Origin of the sequence: Streptomyces sp. DSM 41931, from assembly GCF_050271085.1 — a bacterium.
Taxonomy (GTDB): Bacteria; Actinomycetota; Actinomycetes; order Streptomycetales; family Streptomycetaceae; genus Streptomyces; species Streptomyces albogriseolus.
Window position 1 is genome coordinate 5,761,655 of the sequence record NZ_CP189902.1, and the last position, 20,798, is coordinate 5,782,452.

General features: G+C 73.3%; 15 protein-coding genes and 1 pseudogene. 7 read left to right on the forward strand and 9 right to left on the reverse strand.

Going from position 1 to position 20,798, the window contains the following annotated elements:
• The 3 genes from ACP7TJ_RS26410 to glgX form a co-directional block, all read right to left on the reverse strand.
• Positions 1 to 1,257: a M14 family zinc carboxypeptidase gene (locus ACP7TJ_RS26410; protein ID WP_427765849.1), complete on the reverse strand. Its 1,257-nt coding sequence runs from the start codon at positions 1,255 to 1,257 to the stop codon at positions 1 to 3.
• 222 nt (positions 1,258 to 1,479) lie between these two features.
• Complete coding sequence (gene treY / locus ACP7TJ_RS26415; RefSeq protein WP_427765852.1) at positions 1,480 to 3,831, reverse strand: malto-oligosyltrehalose synthase; 2,352 nt, start codon at positions 3,829 to 3,831, stop codon at positions 1,480 to 1,482.
• Positions 3,832 to 3,958: 127 nt separating this feature from the next.
• Complete coding sequence (gene glgX, locus ACP7TJ_RS26420; protein WP_093766528.1) at positions 3,959 to 6,103, reverse strand: glycogen debranching protein GlgX; 2,145 nt, start codon at positions 6,101 to 6,103, stop codon at positions 3,959 to 3,961.
• Positions 6,104 to 6,415: 312 nt separating this feature from the next.
• Here glgX and ACP7TJ_RS26425 point away from each other — a divergent pair, with 312 nt between their 5' ends.
• Together ACP7TJ_RS26425 and ACP7TJ_RS26430 are read left to right on the forward strand one after the other, a co-directional pair.
• Positions 6,416 to 7,657, forward strand: coding sequence for an SAV2148 family HEPN domain-containing protein (locus ACP7TJ_RS26425; protein WP_093766199.1), 1,242 nt, complete (start codon positions 6,416 to 6,418; stop codon positions 7,655 to 7,657).
• 132 nt (positions 7,658 to 7,789) lie between these two features.
• Positions 7,790 to 8,521 (forward strand): 3'-5' exonuclease, encoded by a 732-nt coding sequence (locus ACP7TJ_RS26430; protein WP_390920816.1) that lies wholly within the window; start codon positions 7,790 to 7,792, stop codon positions 8,519 to 8,521.
• Between the two features lie 10 nt (positions 8,522 to 8,531).
• Here the strand turns inward: ACP7TJ_RS26430 and ACP7TJ_RS26435 are convergent, their stop codons facing one another.
• Positions 8,532 to 9,395 carry a phosphotransferase enzyme family protein gene (locus ACP7TJ_RS26435; RefSeq protein WP_167742323.1) on the reverse strand — a complete coding sequence of 288 codons (864 nt, stop codon included), beginning with the start codon at positions 9,393 to 9,395 and terminating at the stop codon, positions 8,532 to 8,534.
• A 181-nt stretch (positions 9,396 to 9,576) separates the two neighbouring features.
• Between ACP7TJ_RS26435 and ACP7TJ_RS26440 the strand changes: the two genes are divergently transcribed.
• The 4 genes and pseudogenes from ACP7TJ_RS26440 (at position 9,577) to mgt (ending at position 13,922) form a co-directional block, all read left to right on the forward strand.
• The gene (locus ACP7TJ_RS26440; protein WP_189908986.1) at positions 9,577 to 10,515 is read left to right on the forward strand and encodes a carbohydrate ABC transporter permease; all 939 of its coding nucleotides are present in this window, start codon (positions 9,577 to 9,579) and stop codon (positions 10,513 to 10,515) included.
• A pseudogene (locus tag ACP7TJ_RS26445) lies at positions 10,512 to 11,347 on the forward strand (carbohydrate ABC transporter permease). Before ACP7TJ_RS26440 ends, ACP7TJ_RS26445 begins: the two are co-directional and overlap by 4 nt.
• A 26-nt stretch (positions 11,348 to 11,373) precedes the next feature.
• Positions 11,374 to 12,657 (forward strand): ABC transporter substrate-binding protein, encoded by a 1,284-nt coding sequence (locus ACP7TJ_RS26450; RefSeq protein WP_427767480.1) that lies wholly within the window; start codon positions 11,374 to 11,376, stop codon positions 12,655 to 12,657.
• 56 nt (positions 12,658 to 12,713) lie between these two features.
• On the forward strand, positions 12,714 to 13,922 hold the full coding sequence (gene mgt / locus ACP7TJ_RS26455) for a macrolide-inactivating glycosyltransferase (RefSeq protein ID WP_167742321.1): 1,209 nt from the start codon (positions 12,714 to 12,716) through the stop codon (positions 13,920 to 13,922).
• An 89-nt stretch (positions 13,923 to 14,011) separates the two neighbouring features.
• On the opposite strand, the gene ACP7TJ_RS26460 is transcribed toward mgt, so the two are convergent.
• Positions 14,012 to 16,255, reverse strand: coding sequence for an MMPL family transporter (locus ACP7TJ_RS26460; protein WP_228918872.1), 2,244 nt, complete (start codon positions 16,253 to 16,255; stop codon positions 14,012 to 14,014).
• A gap of 388 nt (positions 16,256 to 16,643) precedes the next feature.
• Between ACP7TJ_RS26460 and ACP7TJ_RS26465 the strand changes: the two genes are divergently transcribed.
• Positions 16,644 to 17,192, forward strand: coding sequence for a DUF1697 domain-containing protein (locus ACP7TJ_RS26465; RefSeq protein WP_427765858.1), 549 nt, complete (start codon positions 16,644 to 16,646; stop codon positions 17,190 to 17,192).
• A gap of 8 nt (positions 17,193 to 17,200) precedes the next feature.
• Here the strand turns inward: ACP7TJ_RS26465 and ACP7TJ_RS26470 are convergent, their stop codons facing one another.
• The 4 genes from ACP7TJ_RS26470 to ACP7TJ_RS26485 are packed head-to-tail and all read right to left on the reverse strand — an operon-like array spanning position 17,201 to position 20,746.
• Complete coding sequence (locus ACP7TJ_RS26470; protein ID WP_167742319.1) at positions 17,201 to 17,938, reverse strand: sirohydrochlorin chelatase; 738 nt, start codon at positions 17,936 to 17,938, stop codon at positions 17,201 to 17,203.
• Positions 17,939 to 17,948: 10 nt separating this feature from the next.
• Positions 17,949 to 18,839 (reverse strand): ABC transporter permease, encoded by an 891-nt coding sequence (locus tag ACP7TJ_RS26475; RefSeq protein ID WP_093766189.1) that lies wholly within the window; start codon positions 18,837 to 18,839, stop codon positions 17,949 to 17,951.
• A complete protein-coding gene (locus tag ACP7TJ_RS26480; RefSeq protein WP_367543763.1) occupies positions 18,826 to 19,614 on the reverse strand; it encodes an ABC transporter ATP-binding protein in 789 nt (262 codons plus the stop codon). The genes ACP7TJ_RS26475 and ACP7TJ_RS26480 overlap by 14 nt, the downstream gene beginning before the upstream one ends.
• Before the next feature lie 28 nt (positions 19,615 to 19,642).
• A complete protein-coding gene (locus tag ACP7TJ_RS26485; RefSeq protein WP_427765863.1) occupies positions 19,643 to 20,746 on the reverse strand; it encodes an ABC transporter substrate-binding protein in 1,104 nt (367 codons plus the stop codon).
• Positions 20,747 to 20,798 lie beyond the last annotated feature (52 nt).

A 20,798-nucleotide genomic window follows, 5' to 3' on the forward strand; every position in this document is an offset into this window, starting at 1 on the left:
TCACCTCAGCCCCACCCGCGCCTGCCGTGCGGCCGCCACCACCGTGCGGGACTGGTGTTCCACCTGGTGGCGGACCGGGACCCAGCGGGCGCGGAAGCGGGCGGCGAAGGCGTCGCTCCAGTGGGCGACCAGGCGGTCCAGGCGGGCCGCCGCCTCGGCGTCGGTGTCGCGCAGCGCGCGCCGCAGCATCGCCGCCGCCCGCAGCGGCACCCGGCGCGCGAAGGCGTCCACGCTGCCGACGTAGGCGCGGGTGCCGTCGGCGGGCGGGGTGCGGACCAGGTCGGCGGCCAGCCCCGGCACCAGCTCCAGCGCCCAGGTGGCCGCCCGCAGCAGCGGACCGCCGGCCTCGGCGGACGGCGGTCCGGGCCGTACGCCCTCCAGCACGTGCCGCACCTCGCCCGCGTCCCGCAGCAGGCGTTCCGCGAGCGCGTGCATCGCCGTGTCGGGCGCCGGGTGCGGGGCCGGGTCGTCGACCAGGTCGCTCGCCCACATCGGCACCTCGACCACCGCGGTCAGACCGCCGTACCGGTGCGCGTGGTACCAGGTGCTGTGCCGGGCGTCGTCGGTCAGGCTCGGGTAGGCCGGGGCGGCCTCCGGCGCGGGCATCACATGCACGCCGGGCCCCGACGCGGGCCAGCCCGCCGCGTCCGAGGCGCCCGTCTCCACCGGGATGTGCAGCTCCGCCGCGGACTTGGCGAACGGTTCCGCCAGTCCGGGCACGTCTCGCGTCAACTGCACCCAGCTGCCGCCCAGATCGGTGCCGTGCAGGGACACCTGGAGGAAGGGCCGCAGCTCGTCGATCACCCCGGTCAGCGCCCGCGTCTCCGGGGGCAGCCGGTCGGCGGGCAGCACCGAGGGCGCCCACTCCGGCTGCTCGGGCCCGGCCGGGCGGAAGAAGCCCAGGTGGTAGTCGTACAGGCTGCGCGGCGCCGGGGTGACGTGCAGGCTCGCCCCGTCGGGGTCCGCGCACAGCAGGAAGTGCCAGGAGACGCCGTCCCGCAGCTCCCGCTCGAGCAGGGCGCGCCGGGCCAGCGCGAGCAGCGTCCCGTTGCCCGCCGGCTCGTTGGCGTGGGCGCCCGCCACGACCAGGACGGCGTGCCGGGCGCGTCCCACGGACAGCAGGTGCAGCGGCCGTCCGCCACGGGACACCCCCACCTGCCGCAGCACACACAGACCCGGCCACTGGACGGTCAGTGCCCGGGCGGAGAAGACCAGCTCGGCCACCGTCGGATAGCGCGACTCCCGCAGCGGACCCACCCCCCGTCACCGCCCGCACTCGCACTGCGCAGTACCCCACGGCCGCGAGACGGTGTCAAGGGCGGCGCGGGGGAGCCGCCAGGGGGCGCTCGGAGGCACACCACGGCCCTCTTCCCGCACGTCGGCCGTCCCGCGCCCGCCGCGCGTCCCCCACGGGTCCGCACCGGCCGTGCGCCGACCGCGCACCGACTCCGCACAGCGCCCCCACCGAGGGAACCACCGTCACTCCGGCACCCGCTCCAACAGCGCCACCGGCGACGCGGCGAACAGCTCCGCCACCCGCGCCTCTCCTGAGAACTCCCGCCCCGGCTCCCGGACATCGGCCCACCGCCCCCGCGGCAGCGGCAGCCGGGTGTCGCCCCAGCCGCCCGACTCCGCGAGGCGCAGCGAGAGGCGGGTCACCGCGGTGACCACCTCGCCGGAGCGGGCGAACGCCAGGCAGTGGTCCGCCGCGGCCCCCACCGCGGTCAGCGGCTCGTACGACGCCGTCGTGCCGAAGACCTCCGGCCGTCGCGCCCGCAGCGCCAGCGCCGCCCGGGTCACCGCCTCCTTGTCGCCGCCGCCCTCGCCGAGCCGCGGGGGGCGCCGGTTGTCCGGGTCGACCAGCGCCCGGTACTCGTGCTCCGTGCCCTGGTACAGGTCGGGCACGCCCGGCATCGTCAGGTGCACCAGCGCCGCCCCCAGCACGTTCGCCCGGATGTGCGGCTCCAGCGCCTCCCGCAGCTCCGCGACCTTCCGCCCCGGCACCCCGCACGGCCCCGCCGTCACGAAGCGCGCCACCGCCTCCTCGTACGGCGGCTCCTGCTCGGTCCAGCTGGTGAACAGGCCCGCCTCCCGCACATGCTTCAGCAGCGCCGCCTGCACCCGCTCCTCCTCGGCCGGGCCCAGCCCGAACACCGTCTGCCAGGCCGCCCACGCCGTCTGCCCGTCGGGCACGGCCTGCCCGGCGCGGGACACCTCCGTGAGGACGTCCGCCCAGCGCTCCGGGCACTCGGTGAGCACGTGCAGCGCCGCCCGCACGTCCGCGCTGCGCTTGGCGTCGTGCGTGGACAGCACCGTCCCCGTGGCCGGCCAGTCGCGCTGCACGCGCGCGCAGTACGCGTGGAAGCGGTCCGGGGCCACCGCAGGGCCGCCCGGCTCGCCGCCCACCTCCGTCGCCGACAGCAGCGGCACGTAGCGGTAGAACGCCGTGTCCTCCACGGACTTGGCCCGCAGCGCCGACGCCGTCTGCGCGAACCGCGTACGGAACTCCACGTGCGCGGGCCCGTCCCCGTACCGCCCCAGCAGCAGGTCCCGCACGACGTCCACCGCGCCCGCCTCCTCCGGGACGGCGAACGCGCGCCGGGCCTCGGCCGCGGCCTCCTCGGTCACCACCGTGGCCGCGTCCTCGGGGGAGTAGGGCCGGTACACCTCCAGCCGCACCAGCAGCTCCGTCAGCGCGGTGCGCAGCGCCCACGGCGCGCGGTCCCGCAGCGCGGTCTCGGGGGCGGTCGCGCACAGCCGGCTCGCCACCCGGGTGAGCCGCTCGGTCTCGGCGGCCAGCTCGTGCGTGAGCACCTTGTACGCGGCCCGCCGCACGGTGGCGTCCCAGTCGCCGCCCCGGTCCGTCTGAGGGGCCGCGTACGCCCGGTAGCGGCCCTGCAGCTCCCCGAACCCGTCCGGGTCCATGAACAGCCCGTCGACGTGGCGCAGGGCGTCGTAACCGGTGGTGCCGGCGACCGGCCAGGAGGCGGGCAGCCCCTCGCCGTCGGCGAGGATCTTCTCCACCACCGTCCAGCGGCCGCCCGTCGCCTCGTGCAGCCGCCGCAGATAGCCGCCGGGGTCGGCGAGCCCGTCCGGGTGGTCGACGCGCAGCCCGTCGACCACGCCCTCGTGCAGCAGCTCCAGGATCTTCGCGTGCGTCGCCTCGAACACCTCGGGGTCCTCCACCCGCACCCCGATCAGCTCGGAGATGCTGAAGAACCGCCGGTAGTTCAGCTCGGTGCGGGCCAGCCGCCACCACACCGGCCGGTACCACTGGGCGTCCAGCAGCTGCGGCAGCGGCAGGGAGGCCGTGCCCTCGCGCAGCGGGAAGACGTGGTCGTAGTAGCGCAGCACGTCCCCGTCGGTCTTCAGCCGGTCCGCCTCCTCGCCGAGCGGCCCGCCGAGCACCGGCAGCAGCACCTGCCCGCCCTGCGCCTCCCAGTCGATGTCGAACCAGCGGGCACGGCGCGAGGACGGGCCGTCGCGCAGCACCTCCCACAGCGCCGGGTTGTGGCGCGGGGACATCGCCATGTGGTTCGGGACGATGTCCACCACCAGCCCGAGCCCGTGCCGCCGCGCGGTGCGGGACAGCTCCCGCAGCCCCTCCTCGCCGCCCAGCTCCTCCCGTACGCGCGCGGGGTCCACCACGTCGTAGCCGTGCGGGGAGCCGGGCACCGCCTCCAGGACCGGCGACAGATGCAGATGGGACACGCCGAGCGAGGCCAGGTACGGCACGGCCTCGGCCGCCGCCGCGAACGGGAAGCCGGGCTGGAGCTGGAGCCGGTAGGTCGCCGTGGGCACCGCCGGGTCAGGACGCTCAGGGGTGGTCATGGGACGTACGTACCCGCGTGGCCGCGTCTCGTGCCCTCGCTGCTCCGTTCGGGGGTTGCTTTCCGGCCCCTCCGGCGTTCGAGGAGCGGGGGTCCGGGGGGGGGGCAGCGCCCCCCGGGAGGCGCGGTCACGCCGGCCGTTGCAGCACCGTCATGCTCCGGTCGGCCAGCGTCAGCCGGGTGCCCGCCGACACCTTCGGACCCGTACCCGGGGGGACGCCGTCCGCGCGGGCGGTGTCGACCACCACCTGCCACTGCGCGCCGTGGTCCACGGGCACCACGAAGTCCAGCGGCTTGGGGGAGGCGTTGAACATCAGCAGGAACGAGTCGTCGGTGATCCGCTCCCCGCGCTGTCCGGGCTCGGAGATGGCGTTGCCGTTGAGGAACACGGTCAGCGCCGACGCCCGCGCCGACTCCCAGTCCCGCTGGGTCATCTCCGCGCCCTCGGGGGTGAACCAGGCGATGTCGGAGAGGTCGTCGTGGGTGCCCTCCACGGGGCGGCCGTGGAAGAAGCGGCGGCGGCGGAAGACGGGGTGGTCCTTGCGCAGCCACACCATCGCGCGCGTGAACTCCAGCAGCTGCCGCCGGACGTCTTCCCCGGCCCCCTCGCCCGCACCCTCCTCCCCGTCGGGCCAGTCCACCCAGGCCAGCTCGTCGTCCTGGCAGTAGGCGTTGTTGTTGCCGCGCTGGGTGCGGGCCAGCTCGTCGCCGTGGCTGATCATCGGCACGCCCTGGGAGAGCATCAGCGTGGCGATGAAGTTCCGCATCTGCCGGGCCCGCAGCCGCAGCACGTCCGGGTCGTCGGTGTCGCCCTCGGCCCCGCAGTTCCAGGACCGGTTGTGGCTCTCGCCGTCCCGGTTGTCCTCCCCGTTGGCCTCGTTGTGCTTCTCGTTGTACGACACCAGGTCGTGCAGGGTGAAGCCGTCGTGGCAGGTGACGAAGTTGATCGAGGCGAGCGGGCGCCGCCCGTCGTCCTGGTAGAGGTCGGAGGAGCCGGTCAGCCGGGACGCGAACTCCGCGAGCGTGCGCGGCTCGCCCCGCCACAGGTCCCGCACGGTGTCCCGGTACTTGCCGTTCCACTCGGTCCACAGCGGCGGGAAGTTGCCCACCTGGTAGCCGCCCTCGCCGACGTCCCAGGGCTCCGCGATCAGCTTCACCTGCGAGACCACCGGGTCCTGCTGCACCAGGTCGAAGAACGACGACAGCCGGTCCACCTCGTGGAACTGCCGGGCCAGGGTGGCCGCCAGGTCGAAACGGAACCCGTCGACATGCATCTCGGTGACCCAGTACCGCAGCGAGTCCATGATCATCTGGAGCACGTGCGGGGACCGCATCAGCAGCGAGTTCCCGGTGCCCGTCGTGTCCATGTAGTACCGGGGGTCCTCGGTCAGCCGGTAGTAGGAGGGGTTGTCCAGGCCCTTGAAGGACAGCGTGGGACCCAGGTGATTGCCCTCGGCGGTGTGGTTGTAGACCACGTCGAGGATCACCTCGATCCCGGCCTCGTGCAGCGCCTTGACCGCCGACTTGAACTCCAGCACCTGCTGGCCCCGGTCGCCCCAGGACGCGTAGGCGTTGTGCGGGGCGAAGAAGCCGATGGTGTTGTAGCCCCAGTAGTTGTTCAGCCCCATGTCGACCAGCCGGTGGTCGTTCACGAACTGGTGCACCGGCATCAGCTCCAGCGCGGTGACGCCCAGTGCGGTCAGGTGCTCGATGATCGCCGGGTGCGCCAGGCCCGCGTAGGTGCCGCGCAGCTCCTCGGGCAGCCCCGGGTGACGCATGGTGAGGCCCTTGACGTGGGCCTCGTAGATCACCGTGTGGTGGTACTCCGTCCGGGGGCTGCGGTCGTCCCCCCAGTCGAAGTACGGGTTGACCACGACCGACGTCATCGTGTGCGGCGCCGAGTCCAGGTCGTTGCGCCGTCCGGGGTCGTCGAAGTGGTAGCCGTAGACCTCCTCGCCCCACTGGACCGAGCCGCTGATCGCACGCGCGTACGGATCGAGCAGCAGTTTCGCGGAGTTGCAGAGCAGCCCCCGCTCGGGGGCGTACGGCCCGTGCACACGGAAGCCGTACCGCTGCCCGGGCATCACCCCGGGCAGGTACGCGTGCCGCACGAACGCGTCGCTCTCCCGCAGTTCGACCGCGGTTTCGGAGCCGTCGTCGTGCAGCAGACACAGCTCTACTCGGTCCGCGGCCTCCGTGAAGACCGCGAAATTCGTTCCGGCGCCGTCGTACGTGGCACCGAGCGGATACGCCTCGCCAGGCCAGACCTGCATGGACACGACTCTTTCAGGTGTACGGCGCCGGTGGGGACGCCTGGGCTCCGAGTGTCCCCGTGTCTCCCCGAACGGGCGGGATCGAGGGCGGGTCCACCTTCCTACCCATGCCCCGGCCGCCGCGGACCGCACCTCCTGTGATTCCCGCTATGAACATGCTCACTCGCCGGCCCGCGCGGAACGGAACGGTCGCTTGGACGGGGGAAGTTGGGAAACGACCCTGTCCATCGGGCTGCATCGCGCACCGCATGCGGAGTACTCTCCTTGATCGTTGGACGGGGAGTGCTCGGGGGACTGGAAGGCGGTGCGCGGGTGGGCTCGGGAGGGCTGGAACTGCCCCCTGGTGACGAGGGTCACGAGGGGAGCGGCTCCACGGACGTCCCGCCCGGTGCGGTGTCCCTGGCACGGCCGATGGACGCGGGTTCGATCGGACCGGAGCTGGACTGGGGCGCGGACGCGTGGCGCGAGGTGCGCACGCGCGCGCAGCGGGCCGGCCGGGCCTACATCTGGCTGAACCTGGTCGAGCAGCGGCTGCGCGCGGTCGTCGCCGCCGTGCTGCGGCCGGTCTACGAGCCCGTGCACGGCGACGACTGGGTGGTCGCCGCCGCGGGACCCGCCGGACAGGAGTGGGTGCAGCGGGCGGTCGCCGTGCGCGAGGTCAGCCGCCGCAAGGGCTATCTGCTCGATCCGGCCGACGACAACGTGCTGTCGTTCCTCACCCTGCCGCAGCTGCGCGAGCTGATGGTGCAGCACTGGCCCTGCTTCGAGCCGTACTTCGACGACCGCCGGGACGTCGAGCTGGCACTGGACGAGCTGGAGGTCACCCGGAACGTGGTCTCCCGCAACCGGGCGCTGTCCGAGGCGGTGCTGAACCAGGCCGAGCGGGCCTCCGCGCGGCTCCTCGAGATGCTCGGCGCGGGCGGCGACGTGCCCTCGGCGCGCCGGCTGCCGGTGGACGCGGTCGAGGACCTGGTCGGCGACCGGTACGCGGACGTGGTCGCCGTGCATCCGGACCGGGTGCGGCTGCTGCGCCAGTTCCCGGCCGAGGACATGTTCGGCGGGGCCCGGCGGCTCGACGCCATCGGCATCGGTCTGAACCTGCTCGTGCAGAACTTCTCGGGGCGCCGCCTGGTGCGGCTCGCCGAGTCCGGCTGCCGGGTGCGGCTGCTGTTCCTCAACCCGGCCTCCAGCGCGGTCAAGCGGCGCGAGCGCGAACTGGGCATCAAACGGGGCGAGCTGGGCCGGTCCGTGGAGATGAACATCCTCCACATGCGCCGCGTGCGGTCCCGGCTGCGTGACCCGGGCGCCTTCGAGATCCAGGTCTACGACGAGACGCCGCGCTGCACGGCCTACCTGGTCGACGGCGACGGCTCGGACGGCATCGCCGTGGTGCAGAACCATCTGCGCCGCACCCGCGGCATGGAGGCGCCGGTGCTGGTCCTGCGCAACGGGGCGAAGGTGGTCAAGCCGGGCGAGACGGAGGAGGGCGGTCTCTTCCCCACCTACCGCGAGGAGTTCGAGCAGATGTGGGCGGATTCACGGCCGGTGTCCTGAACCTCCAGGTCCGCGTGTGTTCCGGGGCCGCCCGGTCCGCCCGGCAAACGGAATGCGATCCTCTGGTTGTCAGTGGCGCGTGCGAGGGTGAAAGCCACTGGGGGAACGCACCGCACAGAAGGGGGGCAGCCCATGGGCTGGCACCGGGAGCTGCTGATCGGCTTCGACCTGGAGACGACGGGGACGGACCCGCGCGAGGCGCGGATCGTCACAGGAGCCGTGATCGAGCTCCGGGCGGGGGGGACGCTGGGGCGCCGGGAGTGGCTGGCCGACCCGGGCGTGCCGATCCCCGCCGACGCGGTGGCGGTCCACGGCATCAGCAACGAGCGCGCGGCCGCCGAGGGCCGCCCCGCCGACCAGGTGGCCGACGCCATCGCCGGTGTTCTCGCCGCCTACTGGAAGACCGGCGTCCCGGTCGTCGCCTACAACGCCTCGTTCGACCTGAGCCTGCTCTCCGCCGAGCTGCGGCGGTACGGACTGCCGTCCCTGCGCGACCGCCTCGGCGCCGACCCGGCCCCGGTCATCGACCCGTACACCATCGACCGCGCCGTCGACCGCTACCGCCGTGGCAAGCGCACCCTGGAGGCGGTCTGCGCGGAGTACGGGGTCCCCCTCGACGCGGCGCACGACGCGACGGCCGACGCCCTCGCCGCCGCGCGCCTGGCCTGCGCGATAGCCGACCGCCACCCGAAGGTCGCGGCCCTCGGCCCGGCGGAGCTGCACCGCCGTCAGATCGAGTGGTACGCGGCCTGGGCGGCGGACTTCCAGGACTTCCTGCGCCGCAAGGGCGACCCGGCCGCCGTGGTCGACAGCACCTGGCCGCTGCGCGAACCGGCGGAGCAGCCCCTGCGGCCCGCCCTCTGACGCGCCCCGCTCAGAACGGGTACCAGCGCACGGTCTCGTCCCCGTCCCGCAGCGACGCCACCCGGCGGCGGAACTCGGCCAGGGCCTTGGGGTTGCCCGGGGCGTGCTGGGCGACCCAGGCACAGCTGGCGGTCTCCCGCGCCCCGCGCAGCACGGAGCACCCCTCCCACTCGCGCACGTCCCAGCCGTAGGTCTCGGTGAAGGAGTCGTAGGCCTCGTCCGGCAGCCCGTAGCGGTCGTGGGAGAGGGCCATCACCACCAGGTCGTGCTCGCGCAGGTCCGACGAGAAGGTCTCCAGGTCGATCAGCACGGGACCGTCCGGGCCGACGTGCACGTTGCGCGGCAGCGCGTCGCCGTGGATCGGCCCGCGCGGCAGCCGGGGCGTCAGCGCGGCGGCCGCCGCCGCGAACCCGTCGCGCCGCTCGCGCAGATACGCCGCGTCCGCCGGGTCGATCGCGTCGCCCGCGAGCCGCAGCCAGCGCTCGACGCCGTCCAGCAGCGCGCGGGGCGGCAGGGTGAAGGGGGGAGGGGGCAGCGCGTGCACCTGCCGCAGCAGCGCGGCGAGGTCCTTCGGCTCGGTGGGCCGCACCGGGTCGGGCAGCCGGTGCCACACGGTCACCGGGTGCCCCTCCACCAGCAGCGCCTCGGACACGGCAGGCCGCACGGCGGGCACGCCCCGCTCGGCCAGCCATCCGGCGACGGCCAGCTCGCGGCGGGCCCGCTCCCTCAACTCCGCGTCCCGGCCCACCTTGACCACCAGGTCCCCGGCGGCGAACACCGCGTTCTCCCCGAGCGCCAGCAGCCGTACGTCCCCGGCGTCCTGGGGCAGCACCCCCGCGGCCTCCAGAACCTCCCGCGCCCGCGCCTCGTCCATCGCTTCCGCCTCCGTGTCCGTACCGGGCCCGCCGGCCCCGCCGGGCGCCTCCGTCCGGCCGTTCGCCGGTCAGTCTCGCATTCGCACAGGTCGGGTGGTGTGCGCGGGCCCTTGACGTGCGGTGTCGTGTTCACGACCATGACCGGGGCCACACCCCTCACCGTGCGAAGGGGCTGATGCCGTGACGTCGGTCACCGAGGCGAGGAGATCCGAGCCCCGCGCGCCCGGCCCGAGCCGCCCGGGACGGCGTGCCGTCGATCACGGCCCGTGGTTCCTGGTGCTGCCCGCGCTGATCCCGATCCTGGTGCTCAGCGTCGGCCCGCTGCTCTACGGCATCCTGCTGTCCTTCACCGACGCCCAGTCCGGCCGTACCGAGCCGACCCGCTGGATCGGCGCGCTGAACTTCCAGGACCTGCTGCGGGACACCCTGTTCTGGGAGTCGTTCCGCATCGGGCTGGTGTGGGCGGTCGGCGTGACGGTCCCGCAGTTCCTGCTGGCGCTCGGCCTGGCCCTGCTGCTCGACCAGGACCTGCGGCTGCGCTGGGCGGCCCGCGCCCTGGCGATCGTGCCCTGGGCGATGCCCGAGGTGGTCGTCGGCATCATGTGGCGCATCACCTACAACCCGGACGCCGGCATCCTCAACGAGACGCTGCGCGACCTCGGGTTCGGCGGCGACCGAGACTGGCTGAGCGGCCTCGCCACCGCTCTGCCCGCGGTGATCGTCGTCGGCGTGTGGGCGGGCATGCCGCAGACCACGGTGGCGCTGCTCGCCGGACTCCAGAACACCCCACGCGAACTGCACGAGGCCGCGGCCGTGGACGGCGCGGGAGCCTGGCGCCGCTTCCGCACGGTCACCTGGCCCGCGCTGCGGCCCGTGGCCCTCGCCATCACGGCGCTCAACCTGATCTGGAACGTCAACTCCTTCGCCCTGGTCTATGTGCTCACCAACGGCGGCCCCGGCGGACGCACCCGGCTGCCCATGCTGTTCGCCTACGAAGAGGCCTTCCGGTACGGGCAGTTCGGCTACGCGGCCGCCATGGGCTGTGTGATGGTCGCCGTGATCTCGGTGCTGCTCGCCGTGTTCCTCGTGGGCCGGCTGAGGGGAGGCGACGAGCGTTGAGGACCCGTCCCGCCGCCCGCGCCGGCCAGTACGCCGCCCTGCTCGCGTACCTCGTCTTCCTGGCCTTCCCGTTCGTCTGGCTGGTGTCCACCGCGTTCAAGCCGGCCACCGAGCTCGCCGGGCTGCACCCCACCTGGATCCCGCGGGACCCCACCCTGGCCAACTTCCGTCAGGCCTTCGACGAGCAGCCGCTGCTGCGCGCCGCCCTCAACTCCCTGCTCACCGCGTCCGCCGCGGCCCTCGTCGCGGTCGCCGTGGCCACCCCGACGGCGTACGTCATGGCCCGCCACCGCGGCGCCCTGGCGCGGGCGGCGACCGGCTGGGTGGTGGTCAGCCAGGCGTTCCCGTTCGTGCTGCTGATCATCCCGCTGTTCCTGGTGCTGAAGAACCTGCGGCTCATCGACTCGCTGCCCGGCCTGGTGCTGGTCTACGTCGTCTGGTCGCTGCCCTTCGCCCTGTGGATGCTCACCGGGTACGTCCGTGCCGTGCCGGCCGAGCTGGAGGAGGCGGCGGCCGTGGACGGCGCGCGGGGCGGCTGCGCACCCTGGTGTCGGTGACCGCGCCGCTGCTCGCGCCGGGCATCGCGGCGACCGCGCTGTTCGCCTTCGTCACCGCGTGGAACGAGTTCTTCTTCGCCCTCGTGCTGCTGAAGACGCCGGAACAGCAGACGCTGCCGGTGCTCCTCACCCGCTTCATCGGCGCCGAGGGGGTCGCCGACCTCGGCCCGCTGGCCGCCGCCGCGTTCCTCGCGACGCTTCCCTCCCTGCTGGTGTTCGCGCTCATCCAGCGCCGCATCACCGGCTCCCTCCTCGCCGGGGCGGTGAAGGGCTGATGACCCGCATGAGCCGCACGACCCGCATGACCCGCACCAGGATGCTCGTCGGGATCCTCGCGTCGGCCCTGCTCCTCGCGGGCTGCTCCTCAGGACCCACCCGTGACGACGGCCGGGTCACCCTGCGCTTCCAGTCCCTGGCCTGGCAGCAGGAGTCGGTCGAGGCCACCAAGGAACTGGTCGACGAGTGGAACGCCCTCCACCCGGACGTCCGCGTGGAGTACGTCCAGGGCAGCTGGGACAGCGTCCACGACCAGCTCCTCACCTCCTTCGAGGGCGGCGAGGCGCCCGACATCGTCCACGACGCCTCCGACGACCTCGCCGACTTCGCGTACGGAGGCCACCTCGCCGACCTCACGGAGCTGCTGCCCGAGCGGCTCACCTCCGACATCCCGGCGCTCGCCTGGCAGTCCGTCACCTTCGACGACGGCGTCTACGGCGTGCCCTTCCTCCAGGAGCCGCGCGTCCTCATCGCCGACGCCGCCCGCCTGAGGGAGTCGGGCGTCCGCGTCCCGACGCCCGAACACCCCTGGAGCTGGGACGAGTTCCGCGAGGTGACGAAGGAGCTGTCCGGCGACGGCCGCTACGGGGTGGCCTGGCCGCTCAAGGAGCCGGTGTCCGCGACCCTCAACCTGTCCCTCTCCGCGGGCGGCCGGCTCTTCCACCGCGACGCCGGCGGGAAGGTCACCGTGCGGTTCGAGGAGGGCGACGAGGTCGTCCCGCGCACCATCCACGAGCAGGTGAACACCGACCGCAGCGCCTCGCCGACCACCCTCGGCAGCGGCGGCTCCGACACCCTGCCCGGCCTCTTCGCGGGCACGTACGCGATGGTGCCGCTCGGCTTCTCGTACCGCCAGCAGATCGTCCAGCAGGCGCCGGAGGGCTTCGAGTGGCAGGTGCTGCCCGCACCGGCCGGGGCCGGCGGACTCGCCCAGGGCGTCAGCCCGCAGACGCTGTCCGTCGCCGAGGACTGCCCGCACAAGAAGGAGGCCGTGGCCTTCCTCGACTTCCTGCTCCAGCCGCGGAACATGGTGCGCCTGGCGCTCGGCGACTGGATGCTGCCCACCGGCCGCCAGGCCCTCGCCGACCCGGCCCTGCGCACCCCCGAACACGGGTGGGCCACCGGCACGGCGCTGGCCGCCCGTCTGCGCCCGGCGCCCGCGCAGTCCGTACGGGGCTACCCGGAGTGGAAGGACAAGGTCGCCACCCCGGCGCTCCAGGAGTACTACAGCGGCGCGATCGGCCTCGACGAGCTGCGGAAGAGGCTGGAGAAGGACGGCAACCTGGTCCTCGCCCGGTACCAGCGGTGAGCAGTGCGCGCGTTATCGAGTTGTACGAGACGTCTCGTCTCGCTTAAGGTCGTCGCATGACCGCTCCCGCGCACATCGCCATGTTCTCCATCGCCGCCCACGGGCACGTGAACCCCAGCCTCGAGGTGATCCGCGAGCTGGTGGCGCGCGGGCACCGGGTGACGTACGCGATCCCGCCCCTGTTCGCCGACAAGGTCGCCGAGACCGGCGCCGAGCCCAAGCTGTGGAACTCCACCCTGCCCGGCCCCGACGACGACCCCGAGGCCTGGGGCACCACCCTCCTCGACAACGTCGAGCCCTTCCTCGCGGACGCCGTGCAGGCGCTCCCGCAGCTCCTCGAGGCGTACGAGGGCGACACCCCCGACCTCGTGCTGCACGACATCACCGCCTACCCGGCCCGCGTGCTGGCCCACCGCTGGGGCGTGCCCGCCGTCTCCCTCTCGCCGAACCTCGTCGCCTGGGAGGGCTACGAGAAGGAGATCGCCGAGCCGATGTGGGAGGAGCCCAAGAAGACCGCACGCGGCAAGGCGTACTACGCCCGCTTCCAGGCCTGGCTGGAGGAGAACGGGATCTCCCTGCACCCCGACGACTTCGCCGGCCGTCCGGACCGCTCCCTCGTGCTCATCCCGAAGGCGCTCCAGCCGAACGCCGACCGGGTCGACGAGCGCGTGTACTCCTTCGTGGGCGCCTGTCAGGGTGACCGCGGCGCCGAGGGGGACTGGCAGCGGCCGGCCGGGGCGGAGAAGGTCGTCCTGGTGTCGCTCGGCTCCTCCTTCACCAAGCAGCCGGCCTTCTACCGGGCGTGCGTCGAGGCGTTCGCCGGGCTGCCCGGCTGGCATCTGGTGCTGCAGATCGGCAAGCACGTCGACCCCGCCGAGCTCGGCGGGGTCGACGACGTTCCGTCCAACGTCGAGGTGCGGTCCTGGGTGCCGCAGCTCGCGGTCCTCAAGCAGGCCGACCTGTTCGTCACCCACGCGGGTGCGGGCGGCAGCCAGGAGGGACTGGCCACCGCCACCCCGATGATCGCCGTGCCGCAGGCCGTGGACCAGTTCGGCAACGCGGACATGCTCCAGGCGCTCGGGGTGGCCCGGCACCTGCCCGCCCAGGAGGCGACGGCCGACGCGCTGCGCACCGCGGCCCTCGCCCTGGTCGACGACCCGGAGGTCGCCCGCCGCCTCAAGGCCGTCCAGGCGGACATGGCCGAGGAGGGCGGCACCCGCAGGGCCGCCGACTTGATCGAGGCGGAACTCCCCGCCCACGGCTGAGGCACACGCCCGCCGTTCCCGGGCCCGACGGCACGGGAAGGGCCCGGCGGTGGCAGCCGCCGGGCCCTGGGCCGTGCCGTCCGTGCCGGTCAGACCGGTACCTTCTCGCCCTCGTCGTCCCGCGCCTTCGGCGTGACGGCCGCGGGCGCCTCGTCGTGCGTCAGGTCGGGCAGCCGGTGCAGCCACTTCGGGAAGTACCAGTTGCGCTCGCCCAGCAGCGCCATCACCGCCGGCAGCAGCACGCCCCGGATGACCGTGGCGTCGATCAGCACCGCCGCCGCCAGGCCCACGCCCATCTGCTTCATGGACTGCATGGACAGCGTCCCGAAGATCGCGAACACGGCGACCATGATGACCGCGGCGCTGGTGACCACGCCGGCCGTGGTGACCACCCCGTGCCGGATCGCGTCCCGCGTCTGGAGCCCGCGCGCCCGCGCCTCACGGATCCGGGACACCACGAACACGTGGTAGTCCATCGACAGGCCGAACAGGATCACGAAGAGGAACAGCGGCAGCCAGGTGATGATGGCGCCCACGCCCTCCGCGCCCACCAGGGACGCGCCCCAGCCGTGCTGGAAGACCGCCACGAGGATGCCGTACGCGGCGCCCACCGACAGCAGGTTCAGCACGATCGAGGTGACCGCGACCGTCAGTGAGCGGAACGACAGCAGCATCAGCAGGAAGGCGAACACCACCACGAACGCGAACACCGGGACCACCGAGCCGACCAGCTGGTCGTTGAAGTCCTTGTTGCCCGCCACCTGACCGGTGATCGGCGCCTCGACCCCGTCGACCTCGCCGAGCGTCGCGGGCCGCACCTCGTCGCGCAGCTTCTCCAGGCTGGCGCCCGCCGCGTCCTGGTCGGAGCCGCCCACCAGCGGCACGTAGACGAACGCCAGGTTCTGCTGGTCGTGCAGCTTGATCTCGACCGGGCCGCGCGAGGCGCCCGAACTGACCGCCTGCTCACGGAAGTCGGCCAGCGCCGCCTTCACCTCCGGCGCGTTGATGTCGTCCGCCTTGACGACCACCTCGGCCGGCTCCGAACCGCCCGGGAACGCCTCGTTGACCCGGTTGTACGTCTGCACGATCGGCAGAGAGTCGCCGAACTCCTGGTCCAGCGTGAGGTTCTCGGTCTTCATGCCGAGCGCGGGCGCGGCCACCGCGAGCAGCGCACCGGTCGCCACCGCCACCGACAGCACCGGCCGGGCGAGGACCCTCTTCAGCACCGCCGACCAGAACCGGCTGTCGTTGCCGCCGCTCGTCCGCCGGCGCAGGAACGGCACCTTGCCCTTCTCGACCCGCTCGCCCAGCAGCGACAGCAGCGCGGGCAGCACGGTCACGGAGCCGACCATGGCGACGGCCACCACCATCAGCGAGGCCAGGCCCATCGCCTCGAACTCGGCGATCCCGGTGAACAGCATGCCCGCCATCGCCACGCACACCGTGACACCGGAGACGACGATCGCCCGGCCGCTGGTCGCGGCGGCGATCCGCAGCGCGGTCCGCGCGTCCCGGCCCGCCTCCCGCTCCTCGCGCTCACGGCGCAGGTAGAAGAGGCAGTAGTCGACGCCGACGGCCAGACCCACCAGCAGCATCACCGAGTTGGCGGTGTCGCTCATCGGCTGGAGGTGGCTGACGAGCCCCATCAGGCCCATCGTCGCCATGATCGCGGTGATCGCCAGGGCGACCGGCAGCAGCGCCGCCACCAGCGCGCCGAACGCGATCAGCAGAATGCCGAGGGCGACCGGCACCGCCGAGTACTCGGCCTTCTTGAAGTCGTCGCCGAACGCGTCGTCGAACGTCTTCATCATGCTGGCGCCGCCGATCTCTTCGATCCGCAGCGACCCGTGCTCCTTCTGGACGTCCGCCACCGCGTCCAGCACCGGCTCGATCCGCTCACCGGCCGTCTGCGGGTCGCCCCGCACATCGAACTGGACCAGCGCGCTGCGCCCGTCCTTCGACACCGTGCCGCTGTCGTACGGCGAGGTGACGTCCGTGACCTCGCCGGTCCGCTCCACGGCCGTCATCACCGCGGCGACCGCGGAGCGGAACTCCGCGTCGGCGGAGGTGAGCCCGGCGTCCTTCGCCTGGACGAGCACGGTCTCGGAAGCCGGCTCCTCGATCCCGGCCTCCTCGATGATGCGGGCCGCGGTGCCGGTCTCCCCCTTGAGCTGTTCACTGTCCTCGACGTCGACCCGGCCCGCGGCCGAGCCGAGCCCCATCGCCAGCACCACGAACAGCACCCAGATGCCGACGGCCGCCCAGCGGTGCCGGGCGCTCCAGCCGCCGGCGCGGGCGGCGAGCCCCCGTACCCGCGTGTCTCCGTTCCCCATGACGGGTCCGCTCCCTCGTCCGCGGCGGCGACCCCCTGCCGCCACCTGACGTTTCGACGGTAGGGGCGGTGTGAGCGCGTCTCGTCGTGCTGCCCGGTGAAGCTGCCGGGCCCGTGGTCATCCCTGTGGTGCGCCCCTTCTCCGCACAGGGGAGGACCGTGGCCCCCTACACATGTCCGGGACACCGGCACGGTGGATCAGGGTCGGGGGGCGGGGGACGGAAACCGGGCACAGCCATTCCGCAACCTTGTTGAACAAGTCACAGCTGTGTGTTCAGGTTGCTCCGGGCCCCGCCCGTCGGTCAGAGTTGCGAGGCCCGCCGCGCGCGGGCGCCCCGGCCGTCGTGCCCGCCCCCACGGGGCACGACGGCCGCACTACAGTCGGGGCCATGGCGACGAGATACGCGGCGCTGCTGCGCGGCATCAACGTGGGCGGCGGCAAGAAGGTTCCGATGGCCGAGCTGCGGGGCCTGCTCGAGAGCCTCGGCCTCCGGGACGTCCGCACGTATCTGCAGAGCGGCCAGGCCGCGTTCACCGCGGGACACGGCGGCGAGGAGTCGCTGGCCGTCGACCTGTCCGGGGCGCTCGCCGGCCGCTTCGGCCTCGACGTGGACGTGATCGTCCGCGACCACGCCTATCTGAGGGGCGTGGTCGAGGCCTGCCCCTTCCCGGCCGGCGATCTGGAGCCGAAGCAGCTCCACGTCACCTACTACTCCGCACCCGTCACCGAGGACCGGTTCGCGGAGATCGACCGCGAGACCTACCTCCCCGAGGATTTCCGCCTCGGCGACCGCGCCCTCTACCTGTACGTCCCCGACGGCCTCGGCCGCTCCAAGCTCGCCGAGCATCTGTCGAAGCCCCGCCTGGCCCGAGGCGTCGTCGCCACCAGCCGCAACTGGAACACGGTGCGCAAGCTGGTGGAGATGACCGCGGACTGAGCCCCGGCTCAGGCGCCCAGCGCCGTCAGCAGCGGCGTCCGGGCCGCGTCGTAGCGCTCCAGGAGGACCTGGGCGACCTCCGGGGACGGGCCCAGCACGTCCGCCAGGACGTCCGCCCCGGCCGCGCCCCGGGCGATCCGGTCGGGCAGCCGGCCCGGCGCCAGGACGTACGGGGCGACGGCGACGCGGGCGCAGCCGAGCTCCCGCAGCTCCCGCACCGCGTCCTCGGTGCGGGGAAGGGATGCGGAGGCGAACGCAGGCCGCACGGCGCACCAACCGGTGTGCCGCCACTCCCGCGCGACGTCTGCGATCACTGCGATCGCCTCCGGGTCGGAGGACCCCGCCGAGGCCAGCACGACCCCGGTCGAGGACCGGTCGGCGGGCGTCAGGCCCGCCTCGTGGAGCCGGCGCTCCAGGGCCGCCAGCAGCAGCGGGGACGGGCCCAGCACGTCCGCCTGGCGGATCCGCAGCCGCGGCGGCGCCTCGGCCAGCACCGCGGGGATGTCCGCCTTGGCGTGGAAGGCCCGGGTGAGCAGGAGCGGCAGCGCGACCACGTCGCGCACCCCCTCCGCGTCCAGGGACCGCAGTACCGCGCCGACGGACGGCACGTTGAAGTCCAGGAACCCGGTCTCCACCCGCAGTCCGGGGCGCTGGGCGCGCACCCGGCGCACCAGGTCGTGGACGGTCGCGGCGTGCCGCGGATCGCGGCTGCCGTGGGCGACGACGAGCAGGACGGGACGACGCATCACACGCACCTCAGCTCTTCACCAGGAGTCCGCGGGTGCGCAGGACCCGGCGTTCGAGCGGGCTGAAGATCAGCAGGTCGACGGCGATGCCGACGGTGAGGATGAGCAGGATCGCCTCGAAGACCATCGCCATGTCGCTGGCGTTGCGGCCGTTCTCCAGGAGCTGTCCGAGGCCGACGCCGAGGTCGGGGAAGGAGGCGATGATCTCGGCGGCCATCAAGGAGCGCCAGGAGAAGGCCCAGCCCTGCTTGAGGCCGGCGACGTAGCCGGGGAGGGCGGCGGGCAGGGTGATGTGCCAGGTGGCCTTGAGGCCGGTGGCGCCGAGGGTGCGTCCGGCGCGCTGGAACAGCGGCGGAACCTGGTCGACGCCGGAGAGCAGTCCGTTGGCGATGGAGGGCACGGCGCCCAGGAGGATGACCGCGTACATCATCTGGTTGTTCAGGCCGAGCCAGATGACGGCGGGCGGGACCCAGGCGACCGAGGGCAGGGACTGCAGGCCCGACAGGATGGGGCCGATCGCCGCCCGGATCAGTTTGACGCGGGCGAGGAGCAGGCCGAGGGGGGTGGCGATGACGAGGGCGAGGCAGAAGCCGAGCAGGCCGCGGGAGACGGAGGTCCAGATGTAGCCGAGGAGTTCCCCCTGGAGCCAGGCCTTCTCCAGCACGTGCCAGACGTCGGCGGGCGCGGGCAGCTTGGTGGGGTCGTCGACGATCCTGAAGGTGATCAGCGACTGCCACACGGTCAGCACGAGCGCGACGGCGACGACCGGCGGGAGGATCTTCTGGGTGAGGGTCTGCCGCAGCGGCGTGCGGGTGGTCTGGACGGTCTCGAGCGCGTCCAGGCCCGCTTCCAGTCCGGCGAGGTCGCCGGCGTCCTTGGAGGTGGTGTCAGTGCTGGCCATGTCGGCGGATCTCCCCACGGAGTTGCTCGGTGATCTCGACGGACAGCTCGGCTACGGCGGTGTCCTCGATGCGGCGCGGGTGCGGGATGTCCACGGTCCACTGCCGGGCGATGCGGCCGGGGCGGGAGGACAGCAGGACGACGCGCTGGGCGAGACGGACGGCCTCGCGGACGTTGTGGGTGACGAAGAGGACGGACAGGCCGGTCTCGCGCCAGATGCGGGTGAGTTCGTCGTGGAGGACGTCGCGGGTGATGGCGTCGAGCGCGGCGAACGGCTCGTCCATCAGCAGCAGCCGGCTCTCCTGGGCGAGGGCGCGCGCGAGGGCGACGCGCTGGCGCATGCCGCCGGACAGCTCGTGGACGCGCTTGCCGTGGGCGCCCTTGAGGCGGACCAGCTCCAGGAGCTGTTCGGCGCGCTCGCGGCGTTCGCTCTTGGGGGTGCCGCGCAGTTTGAGGGCGAGTTCGATGTTCTTGCCGGCGGTGAGCCAGGGGAACAGGGCGTGTTCCTGGAACATCAGGGCGGGCCGGCCGTCGGTGGTGATGGCTCCGGCGGTGGGCCGGTCGAGGCCGGCGACCAGGTTGAGCAGGGTGGACTTGCCGCAGCCGGAGGCGCCGAGGAGGGTGACGAACTCGCCGGGGGCGACGTCGAGGCTGATGTCGTCCAGCACGAGCTGCCGCCCGGCGGGGCCCGCGAAGGACTTCGAGACGTGCTCGACACGGGCCGCGTGCGTGGCCGACTGCGTGCCGTCGGCGGCCTTGGCGAGGGTCGTGGCCATGGTCGTCACCTCCTGGGATGCGTGCGGGTCAGGACCGGACGCCGAGTCCGGCGTCGTCGACGGCGGGCCGGCCGGCCGCCTGGAGGACCTTGCGGAGCAGGGAGAGGTCGTAGATGCCCTTCAGGTCCGGCTGCTCCAGCAGGCCCGCCTCGACGGCGTGACGCGCCTGCGTCCTGAGGGTGGCGGCCAGCGGGTCGTCCAGGAAGGTGATCGACTTCCAGGCCGGGTCGAGCACCTCCGCGGGCAGCGGCTTGCCGGTGTCGGCCGCGAGCCGCGCGTTGGCGGCCTCCTTGGCCTCCTCCGGGTGGGCGTTGATCCACCGGTTGGACGCGACGGACGCCCGCAGCACGGCCTCGACGGCCTTGGGGTGCTTGTCGAGGAACTCCTGGCGGACGACGACGTTGGTGATCACGAACTTGCCGTCCGGCCACAGCGACGCCTCGTCCAGCAGCACCTTGCCGCCCTGCGCGACCAGCCGCGACGCGGTCGGCTCCGGCACCCAGGCCCCGTCGACCGACCCGGACCTGAACGCGTCCGGGGTGACCTTGTTGTCGCTGCGGACGACGGTGACGTCGCCCTTGCCGCTCTGCGGGTCGACCTTCCAGCCCTGCCGGGCGGCCCAGTTGAGGAACGCCACGTCCTGGGTGTTGCCGAGCTGCGGGGTCGCGATCCGCTTCCCCTCGACGTCCTCGAGCGACCTCACCTTGTCCGGGTTCACGACCAGCTTCACCCCGCCGGACGCCGAACCGGCCACGATGCGCAGATTCTTGCCGTCCGCCTTGGCCCAGCCGTTGACCGCGGGGGAGGGGCCGAGGAAACCGATGTCCAGGGAACCGGAGTTGAGCGCCTCGATCGCCGAGGGGCCCGCGTTGAACACCGCGTACTTCGCCTCGGTGCCCCCGAGTTCCTTCTGGAAGAACCCCTTCTGGGCGCCGACCAGGGCGGTGCCGTGGGTGAGGTTGCCGAAGTAGCCGATCCGGACGGCGTCCAGACCGTCGGTCCTGGCGCCCGAGACGACCCGCGCGGGGTCCGTGTCCTTGGCCTGGGACCCGTAACCGCAGGCGGCCAGGGCCGGCAACGGCAGCACGGCCAGCGCCGCGAGGGCGCGGCGCAGGGCGGTCGTGGCAGGCAAGGGAGACGTTCCTCTCGGTGGCGGCCCGGCGGTCACGCGCGGTCGGTGCGCG